This is a genomic window from Microbacterium sp. (genome assembly GCF_051860965.1).
Classification (GTDB): Bacteria; Actinomycetota; Actinomycetes; order Actinomycetales; family Microbacteriaceae; genus Microbacterium.
In genome coordinates this window covers 500088-506642 of sequence record NZ_JBIMKU010000003.1, presented here as the reverse complement: position 1 = coordinate 506642, position 6555 = coordinate 500088, and the positions used below count along the sequence as shown (strand labels likewise).

Below are 6555 nucleotides of genomic sequence, written 5' to 3'. Positions count from 1 at the left end.
CGCGTTCACAACCTCACGGGGAAGAACAGCTAGGTCGCTTCGGAGTCGTACGGCGGCACCGCGCCCGCGCGGAACGGCGACGGCACAGGAGCCTCGAGCGGGGGCGTCGCCACGGCCGGCGCCTTCGTCATCGCGTTCGGCGAGACGGGCTTCACCACGGGCGAATCGTCGAGCAGCGCCTCGCGGATGATGCGGCGCGGGTCGTATTGACGGGGGTCGAGCGTCTTCCAGTCGACGTCGTCGAACTCATCGCCCATCTCGTCGCGCACCCGGGTGCGCGCGGACGAGATCCAGTCGCGCGCGCGCTTCGTGAAGGTGGCGAGCACCTCGGCGTAGCGGGGAAGTCGTTCCGGGCCGATCACGAGCGCTGCGACGAGGCCGATCAGCAGCAGCTTCTCGATCGTGAGCCCGAAGAACATGAAGCAAGGTTACCGCCGCGCCTGAGCGGGAGGCGCACCGGCGACGCCTAGGCTGTGCACGAAGGAGCCACCATGAGCGGACAGGATGCGAACCAGCGGTTCGCCGAAGAGGCGACGATCGAGCCGGAGCACATCTCGAGGGCGCGAACGCACGCCCTCGAGCTCGGCGCGTCGCCGATCAGCCCTGCCGTCGGGGCGCAATGCGCCGTGCTGGCCGCGGCATCCCAGGCCCTCAACATCGTCGAGATCGGCACAGGAGCCGGCGTGTCCGGGCTCTGGCTGCTGCACGGCTCGCCTCGCGCGACCCTCACGACGATCGACAAGGAGCCGGAGCACCTGGGCGCCGCACGCCAGGCGTTCGCCGACGCCAGGATCCCCGCGGCCCGCGCCCGGTTCATCACGGGGCGCGCCGCCGAGGTGCTCCCCCGCATGAACGAAGCGTCGTACGACATCGTGCTCGTGGATGCCGATCCCGAGGGCGTCATCGAGTACGTCGAGCACGGCCTGCGGCTCGTGCGCGCCGGCGGCACGGTGCTCGTTCCGCGGGTGCTCGCCGGCGGCGCGGTCGCAGACCCCGTCCGCCGCGACGCCGTCACGACGGCGTACCGCTCGCTCATCCAGGAGACGCAGTCCTCCCCCGCCGTGATCGGCGCCCTGTCGATCGTCGGCGAAGGGCTGCTGCAGCTGACGACGCTGCCCCGGGACTGACGGAGCATACGCGAAACGGCCGGTCAGATGACCGGCCGTTTCGTGTCGACGACGTCTCAGACGGGAGCGACGACTCCGCCCAGAACGTCGTAGAGCTCCTTGGCCTCAGCGTCGTTCACAGAGACGACGAGACGCCCTCCTCCTTCGAGCGGCACACGCACGATGATGAGGCGGCCCTCCTTGACGGCCTCCATCGGCCCGTCTCCGGTTCTCGGCTTCATGGCTGCCATAGCGGCTCCCTTTCGTCAGGTCTTGACTGACAGTTTACCGAACGCACGGACACGACGAGGCGCTCTTGCCTCTCAGGGGATCTGCCAGTAGGCGTTCGCGAGCGCGTACATGTTGTAGATCCACCACCATTGCAGCGCTATTCCGACGACCAGCACGCCCACCCGCCACGGCCGCGAGCGCGGTATCGCGACCGCTCCCCACAGGGGCGAGAGCGGCACGAGCAGCCGGAACACGCTCGACTGCGGGAAGAACACGAGCAGCAGATACACCAGATAGCTGGCCGACCAGAGCCGGATATCGGGTCCGAGGCGCTTCACGTGCGGCTCGAACAGCAGCAGCGCCGCGAGGCCGAGGACCAGGATGCCCAGCGCGACATACCCCGTGACGGCCGTGAGTCCCCAGGTCTGGAACCAGAATCCCGCGGCGAGCACCCATCCCTCGAACGGGATGAAGTGCGCGGAGGCGTCGCCGATCCAATTGCGCCGCCACGCGAGTTCGGTCGCGAGGTAGGCGCCGGCATCCCCCGTCACGAAGCCCGCGATCAGCTGCCATGAGAAGCCCACGACGACGGCGAGCAGCCCGGCGAGCACGATGTGCACGATCTGCCGGGTCGGCAGAGGCTCGGTGCGTCGCGTGAGCCAGCGATGGATGCCGTGCAGTCCGAGGAACAGGGCGAACGCCAGCACGCCGGGCCGCGTATAGCCCATGAGCGGGATCAGCAGGTACAGCCATGCGTACCGGCGGCGCATCACCGCCAGGATGCTGAGGAACAGCATCAGGAGGAAGAGCGATTCGGCGTAGCCGACCTGGAAGAGCGCGGCGAGGGGCCCGGAGGCGAAGAACAGCACCGCCCAGAGCGCGGATCCCTCGTCGAGGCGCGGCCGCAGCATCCGGAACAGCACGAGGCAGGCGAAGAACCCCGCGACCAGCGAGATGAACACGGCGCCGGCTCCCCACGCACCGAGCGGGATGCCGATCAGCCGAGCGAGATATGCGTAGATCGGCATGAACGCCCACGCGTTCTCGGCGACCTGACCCGCGTCGTTGGTCGGCAGGTCGACGGGGTACCCGTTGACGGCCGCGTACCAGTACCACTGCGCGTCCCAGCCCAGGGCGAGCGAGCCGAGTGTCGCGTTCTCGCCGAAGCGCGACGTGGGCCCGGAGAGCTCGGCCGCGATCAGGAAGAAGCCGGTCGTCACCAGTCGCGAGAGGACGTAGAGGATGCCGATCCGCACCGGGATCGGACTCTCCCTCCACGAGAGGGCGAATCGTCGCCGGGGTGGTGCCGGTTCGATCAGGTCAGCCACGCACGGAGTCCGCGCTCGACGTCCACGATGTGGGCGAGCGGCACGCGTTCCTCGTCGTGATGGGCGAGGTGCGGGTCGCCCGGACCGTAGTTGACCGCGGGGACGCCCATCGCCGAGAAGCGCGCGACGTCGGTCCAGCCGTACTTGGGACGCGGGTCCCCGCCCACGGCCGCGAGGAACTCCTGCGCCAGCGGCGCGTCCAGGCCCGGGCGTGCTCCGGGCGCGATGTCGACGACATCCACCTCGAAGCCGTCGAACACGCTCCGCACGTGGGCGACCGCCTCGTCGGCGGAGCGGCTCGGCGCGAAGCGGTAGTTGACCTCGATCTCGCACAGGTCGGGGATCACGTTGCCCGCGATCCCGCCGTCGATACGGACGGCGTTCATGCCCTCGCGGTACTCGAGACCGTCGACGAGGATCTCGCGCGGGCGGTATTCGGCGAGACGGGTGAGCACGGGAGCGGCCTTGTGGATCGCGTTCTCGCCGATCCAGGCGCGGGCGCTGTGGGCGCGGACGCCGTGCGTGCGCACGATCGCACGGAGATTGCCGTTGCATCCCCCCTCGACGGTGCCGTTCGACGGCTCGCCGAGGATCGCGAAGTCGGCCTCGAAGAGGTCGGGTCGTGTGCGGGCGAGTCGCGTCAGGCCGTTGAGGTCGGCGTCCACCTCCTCGTGGTCGTACCACATCCACGTGAGGTCGACGCGAGGGTCGGAGAGATCGTGCGCGAGCTTGAGCTGCACCGCGACACCGGCCTTCATGTCGACGGTGCCGCGACCCCAGATGAACGGCTCGCCGTCGATCGCGATGTCGCGGGTGGGCACGTTGCCGTTGATCGGCACGGTGTCGATGTGCCCCGCGATCGCGACGCGCTGCGCGCGGCCCAGATTCGTGCGGGCGACGATCGTGTCGCCGTCGCGGTAGACCTCGAGGTGGGGCAGCGCGAGCACGGCCTCGTGGATGAGGTCGGCGAGCGTCGTCTCGTCGTCGGAGACGCTCGGGATGTCGCAGATCGTGCGGGTGAGGTCGATCGAGGGCGCTGTCAGATCGAGCTTCGGCATCCCCCGAGTCTAGTTTTGCCGCCGGCCGTTGCGAACCCACGCTCCTCGCGCGCCCGCACACCGTCGCGAACCCACGCACTTTCCGCGAACCCACGCACATGCGTCGACGAAAGCGAGTGGGTTGGCGACGATCGGGTGGGTTCGGCAGCGGTCAGTCACCCCGGTAGCGTTGAGGCATGAGCGACGAGCGTTGGGTGTGGGGTTTCGGACTCGCGACGAGTGCAGCGGACGGCACCGTGCTCGACACCTGGTTCCCGGCTCCTGCGCTCGGGCGCATCCCGCTCGGACTCGACCCCGCGATCGCCCCCGACGAGCTCGACCGCCTCGCCGTGCCCGACGAGCGTCGGGCGGTCTCGGTCGACGTCGTGCTCATCGAGTCGGACCTGGATGCCGCGCCCGAATCGACGTCGGACGCCTACCTGCGCCTGCAGGCGCTCTCGCACCGGCTCGTGCGACCGAACGACGTCGATCTGACCGGCATCTTCGGCCACCTGCCGAACGTCGCGTGGACGAGCGCGGGCCCGATGCATCCCGACGACCTGACGCGTCTGCGGCCCTTCCTGCAGCGCGACGGCATCCAGGTGCAGGGGCTCGACAAGTTCCCCCGCCTGCTCGACTACGTCACCCCGCCGGGTGTGCGGATCGCCGACGCGAGCCGTGTGCGGCTGGGGGCCTACCTCTCCCCCGGCACGACCGTCATGCACGAGGGCTTCGTCAACTTCAACGCCGGCACGCTCGGCGCCTCGATGGTCGAGGGGCGGATCTCGCAGGGCGTCGTCGTCGGCGACGGCAGCGACATCGGCGGCGGGGCATCCATCATGGGCACGCTCTCGGGCGGCGGATCGCACCGCGTGTCGATCGGCGCGCGCTCGCTGCTCGGGGCGAACGCGGGCGTCGGCATCTCGATCGGCGACGACTGCGTCGTCGAGGCCGGCCTCTACGTCACGGCGGGCTCGAAGATCGTGCTCGCCGACGAGGCTCCACGCGCCGACGGCGCGAAGCCCGTCGTCAAGGGCGCGGAGCTCTCGGGGCGCAACGGCATCCTCTTCCGCCGCAACTCCGTGACGGGCGCGATCGAAGCCGTCCGCCGGGCCGGCGCGGGCGTCACGCTGAACGAGGCGCTCCACGCCTGAGGGCGCAGCGCACACGGGGCCTATGCTCAGGGAATGAGCAAGCGTCTCGACAAGAAGATCTACGAAACCGAGCTGAAGGCCCTGCAGGCGAAGCTCGTCGACATGCAGGCGTGGGTGCAGTCGTCCGGCGCCCGTATCGTCGTGATCTTCGAGGGGCGGGATGCCGCGGGCAAGGGCTCCACGATCAAACGCATCACCGAGTACCTCAACCCCCGTGTCACGCGCATCGCCGCTCTCCCCGCGCCGACCGAGCGCGAGAAGACGCAGTGGTACTTCCAGCGCTACATCGCGCAGCTCCCCGCCGCGGGTGAGATCGTGCTGATGGACCGCTCCTGGTACAACCGGGCGGGCGTCGAGCACGTCATGGGGTACTGCTCGAACGCCGAGTACCACCGCTTCCTGCACCAGGTGCCCATCTTCGAGCGGATGCTCGTCGAGGACGGCATCATCCTGCTGAAGTACTGGTTCAGCGTCTCGGACGTCGAGCAGGAGAACCGGTTCCAGTCCCGCAACGAGGATCCGATGCGCAGGTGGAAGCTGAGCCCGAACGACGTGCTGTCGATCACGAAGTGGGAGGACTACTCCCGCGCGAAGGACACGATGATGGTCCAGACCGACATCCCGGAGGCGCCGTGGTTCGAGGTCGACAACGAGGACAAGCGCCGGGGTCGGATCAACATGATCCATCACCTGCTGTCGAAGATCCCCTACGCCGAGGTCGAGCGTCCCGAGATCGAGATCCCCGAGCGTCCGGAAGCCGGAGGCTACGAACGGCCTCCCCGCGACCGCGGCGAGATCGTGGACGACTACGCGTCGAGCCTCACCGCTTGACCTTCACACGGTGTCAGGGTCGAACGTGGTCTCCATCATGTACACCATCGGAGAGTTCGCCGCCTACGGACGAGTGAGCGCCCGGATGCTGCGCCACTACGACAAGATCGGGCTCCTCGAGCCCCATCGCGTCGACGAGTACACGGGCTACCGCCGCTACGACCCCGCTCAGCTCGCACAGCTGCTGCGGATCGTCGAGCTGCGCGAACTCGGCTGCTCGCTCGACGACGCCGCCGCTGTGCTGGGTGCCGATGACGAGGAGGCGGCCCTGCGGGTCGTCCTGGCTCGCCGCCGGAACGAGCTCGCGGAGGCGGTGGCAGCAGACACCGAACGCATCGCCCGCATCGACGCGCGGCTCTCCCTCACGGAAGGAACCACACCCATGCCCGACATCACCTACACGAGCCTGCCCGCCGTGACCGTCTACGCCGCGACCGCCGTCGCCGGAGGGATGGGACCGCAGTTCGTCTCCCCCGTCGTCGACGAGATCCTGCCGCCGCTCCTGCGCGCGCTGCAGGAGTCCGGCGTCGAGTTCCACGAGCCCGGAACGTTCTGGTACGAGCCGGTCGAGGGCACAGACGGACTCCGGGTGTGGGTCTCCTGGATCGCGGGCGACGAGCCGGTCGAGAACGAGGCCTGGCAGATCGTCGAGCTTCCCGCCGTCGAACACGCGGCGATCTACGACTACCGCGGCGACATGCCCGGCATCGGCGGCGCGTACCACGAGTTCATGACGAGCCTCGCTGAGGCGGGCGTCGAGCTCGCGGGCCCGAGCCGCGAGGTCTACCTCGAGTCCGAGCCGCTGCCGCAGTCCGAGTGGCTCACGCAGCTGCAGCAGCCGATCGTGTCTCCGCCCGCGCGTTGACGC

The 6555-nt window shown here is 69.2% G+C and carries 8 protein-coding genes; 4 read left to right on the top strand and 4 right to left on the bottom strand.

Annotation, left to right across the window (positions count from 1 at the left end):
- Positions 1-29 precede the first annotated feature (29 nt).
- Positions 30-419, bottom strand: coding sequence for a Sec-independent protein translocase TatB (locus ACTIFV_RS08295; protein ID WP_439592295.1), 390 nt, complete (start codon positions 417-419; stop codon positions 30-32).
- Positions 420-491: 72 nt separating this feature from the next.
- Here ACTIFV_RS08295 and ACTIFV_RS08290 point away from each other — a divergent pair, with 72 nt between their 5' ends.
- Positions 492-1127 (top strand): O-methyltransferase, encoded by a 636-nt coding sequence (locus ACTIFV_RS08290; protein ID WP_439592294.1) that lies wholly within the window; start codon positions 492-494, stop codon positions 1125-1127.
- A gap of 56 nt (positions 1128-1183) precedes the next feature.
- On the opposite strand, the gene ACTIFV_RS08285 is transcribed toward ACTIFV_RS08290, so the two are convergent.
- The 3 genes from ACTIFV_RS08285 to dapE all read right to left on the bottom strand — a co-directional run bounded on the left by ACTIFV_RS08285 (position 1184) and on the right by dapE (position 3723).
- Entirely contained in the window at positions 1184-1357 is a 174-nt protein-coding gene (locus ACTIFV_RS08285; protein WP_248152662.1) for a DUF3117 domain-containing protein, read from the bottom strand.
- A gap of 72 nt (positions 1358-1429) precedes the next feature.
- Positions 1430-2665: a hypothetical protein gene (locus ACTIFV_RS08280; protein WP_439592293.1), complete on the bottom strand. Its 1236-nt coding sequence runs from the start codon at positions 2663-2665 to the stop codon at positions 1430-1432.
- On the bottom strand, positions 2653-3723 hold the full coding sequence (gene dapE / locus ACTIFV_RS08275; RefSeq protein WP_439592292.1) for a succinyl-diaminopimelate desuccinylase: 1071 nt from the start codon (positions 3721-3723) through the stop codon (positions 2653-2655). Before dapE ends, ACTIFV_RS08280 begins: the two co-directional genes overlap by 13 nt.
- Positions 3724-3899: 176 nt before the next feature.
- Here dapE and dapD point away from each other — a divergent pair, with 176 nt between their 5' ends.
- From dapD to ACTIFV_RS08260, 3 genes are read left to right on the top strand one after another with little or no spacing between them, the layout of a single operon-like run.
- Complete coding sequence (dapD, locus tag ACTIFV_RS08270; protein WP_439592291.1) at positions 3900-4856, top strand: 2,3,4,5-tetrahydropyridine-2,6-dicarboxylate N-succinyltransferase; 957 nt, start codon at positions 3900-3902, stop codon at positions 4854-4856.
- Positions 4857-4889: 33 nt separating this feature from the next.
- Complete coding sequence (gene ppk2, locus ACTIFV_RS08265; protein ID WP_439592290.1) at positions 4890-5687, top strand: polyphosphate kinase 2; 798 nt, start codon at positions 4890-4892, stop codon at positions 5685-5687.
- A gap of 25 nt (positions 5688-5712) precedes the next feature.
- Positions 5713-6552 (top strand): MerR family transcriptional regulator, encoded by an 840-nt coding sequence (locus ACTIFV_RS08260; protein WP_439592289.1) that lies wholly within the window; start codon positions 5713-5715, stop codon positions 6550-6552.
- The last annotated feature ends 3 nt before the right edge of the window (positions 6553-6555 follow it).

Excerpts from the sequence above, each read along its gene's own strand:
- dapD (WP_439592291.1), top strand. The coding sequence starts at position 3,900 with ATGAGCGACGAGCGTTGGGTGTGGGGTTTCGGACTCGCGACGAGTGCA.
- ACTIFV_RS08295 (WP_439592295.1), bottom strand. The coding sequence starts at position 419 with ATGTTCTTCGGGCTCACGATCGAGAAGCTGCTGCTGATCGGCCTCGTC.
- dapE (WP_439592292.1), bottom strand. The coding sequence starts at position 3,723 with ATGCCGAAGCTCGATCTGACAGCGCCCTCGATCGACCTCACCCGCACG.
- ppk2 (WP_439592290.1), top strand. The coding sequence starts at position 4,890 with ATGAGCAAGCGTCTCGACAAGAAGATCTACGAAACCGAGCTGAAGGCC.
- ACTIFV_RS08285 (WP_248152662.1), bottom strand. The coding sequence starts at position 1,357 with ATGGCAGCCATGAAGCCGAGAACCGGAGACGGGCCGATGGAGGCCGTC.
- ACTIFV_RS08290 (WP_439592294.1), top strand. The coding sequence starts at position 492 with ATGAGCGGACAGGATGCGAACCAGCGGTTCGCCGAAGAGGCGACGATC.